This window comes from Phormidium sp. CCY1219 (assembly GCF_055795085.1).
On record NZ_JAYFEQ010000415.1, the window covers coordinates 1 to 1,916 of the forward strand.

Sequence of the window (1,916 nt, forward strand, 5' to 3'; positions counted from 1 at the left end):
TGCACACCCAATTCTCAATATAGTTTTGACGGCGGCTAAAGCCGCAAGTTCGTTTTTCCTCCCCCGGCTAAAGCACGAGGGTTTCCAAACGTATAGGAGGCTACTATGAAAATCGGACAAATCGCGATCGCCGCATTACTCAGCGCAACCGCAATCGCAACCCCCGCCGTCGCGGAAAATCCGGCACATTTGCAACAATTGCTCGACACCAACGAATGCCAAAAATGCGACCTGAGTGGCGTCAATTTGGCAGGGCGCGACTTGAGCGGGGCTAACTTGAAAGAAGCGAATCTCAGCGGTAGCAATTTAGAAGGTGCCAATCTCAACGAGGCATCTTTAATTAATGCGAATTTAGAAAATGCCACAGTGCGCCATACCAGTTTCATTGCAGCGAGATTGCATGGAGCAAACTTAGAAAATGCCGATTTAACCCGCAGTAATCTTACTCTGGCGGGATTGGTGATTGCCAACTTAAATGGCGCAAACCTCAGCGGTGTGAATCTAGTGGGGGCAAATCTGGAAAGCGCCTCTTTGGTGGGCGCAAACTTAAATAATGCCCTGCAAAGCGTTGCTAACCTCCATCGCGTTACTCTCAGCGAGGGCAATTTCCACGCCACTGGGATTGCAGGCGTCAACCTGCGCGATGCGGATTTGACCCATGCAAACCCCACCGATGCTAACCTCAATTGGTCCGATCTCTCTGGGGCAAAACTCGATCGCGCGGATACCCGCCAAGTGCAACTGCAAGGTGCAAACCTGCCCACCGGATACACTATTTCTAGTTTTTAATCCTCGGGGAATATCCGGTGGCGGGTGGATGGATGACTCGATACCTTATCCCTGAATCCGGTTTGAGCCAAAATGCCGACAATTAGTCGGATTCGGAGGTTCCATCTGGGGCGATCGCGCCTCTCATATCCGCTTCTTTGAGTATCGTATCTTGCAGATTCGCTCCTTGCAGATTTGCTCCAATTAAATTCGCTCCCCACAAATTCGCGTCGGTTAAATTCGCTCCTTGCAGATTCGCGCGCGACAGATCGGCCCGATATAGATTCGCATCGGTTAGATCCGCCCCACTTAAATCTACGCCACTGAGTCTCGCGCGCCACAACTTGGCGTTGATGAGGGAAGCATTCGGGGCGATCGCATATGCACCGGCTGCTTCCAGGTCGAATTCTGCATGAAATTGAGTTAGATCGTCGTAAAGCGCCGCGCTCAAATCTGCATCCGTCAAATCCGCCCCCCGCAAATCTGCCGATCGCAGATCGCTGCGGTGCAGATATGCGCGCTTTAAATTACAATCGGTTAGCTTGGTCCAGCGCAGATCCGCCCCGCAAAGATAGCCATTCTCTAAGTCTGCACCCGGGGCGATCGCATAGCCACCCAATGCTTTCGGATCCAATTCTGCGGGAAATCGGGTTTGGATGTTGTAGAGCGCCTGGGAAATATCGGTTCCCTGCATATGCGCCCATCGCAAGTCTGTGCCGCGCAAATCCGCTCCTCTTAAATAGGTTCCGCGCAAATCGGCACCTTTGAGATCCGCGCCTCTCAAATCGGCACCTTTGAGATATGCCGCACTCAGATTCGCTTCGCTCAAATCCCCATCCCGCAAAATCACGCGGCTCAAGTTGGTTCCACTCAGGTGCGCTTCCCCGAGATCCGCTTTGGTAAAAGCGCGTTCTCCCTGTGCGTATCGCCCTAACAGTTCATTGACGTCCATCGGTGTCGGTTTTAAATCGCTGGTTGTTTGGCGCTTCGCCATGTTATTGCTTGCTGACATCACCACCATTTGATTATCCCCGCTCGAGGTGATGTTTGAAGTTTCGCCGGCTTTTTGTCGAGGCGATCGCTTGACAAAAAAAGGGCGAGCGGCTACAATGAAACCGTCACCCCAGGCAGGGCTTTTAAGCATTGCA

The 1,916-nt window shown here is 52.2% G+C and carries 2 protein-coding genes; one reads left to right on the forward strand and one right to left on the reverse strand.

Features of this window, described 5'->3' with window-relative positions; genetic code table 11:
* Positions 1–105: 105 nt before the first annotated feature.
* A complete protein-coding gene (locus tag AC0QH1_RS09265) occupies positions 106–789 on the forward strand; it encodes a pentapeptide repeat-containing protein (protein WP_324630785.1) in 684 nt (227 codons plus the stop codon).
* Between the two features lie 82 nt (positions 790–871).
* Here the strand turns inward: AC0QH1_RS09265 and AC0QH1_RS09270 are convergent.
* The coding region (locus tag AC0QH1_RS09270; RefSeq protein ID WP_324630786.1) for a pentapeptide repeat-containing protein at positions 872–1,916 on the reverse strand (1,045 nt) is incomplete at its 5' end.

Bases quoted from the DNA above. Each gene is read 5' to 3' on its own strand.
- AC0QH1_RS09265 (WP_324630785.1), top strand. From the start codon at position 106: ATGAAAATCGGACAAATCGCGATCGCCGCATTACTCAGCGCAACCGCA.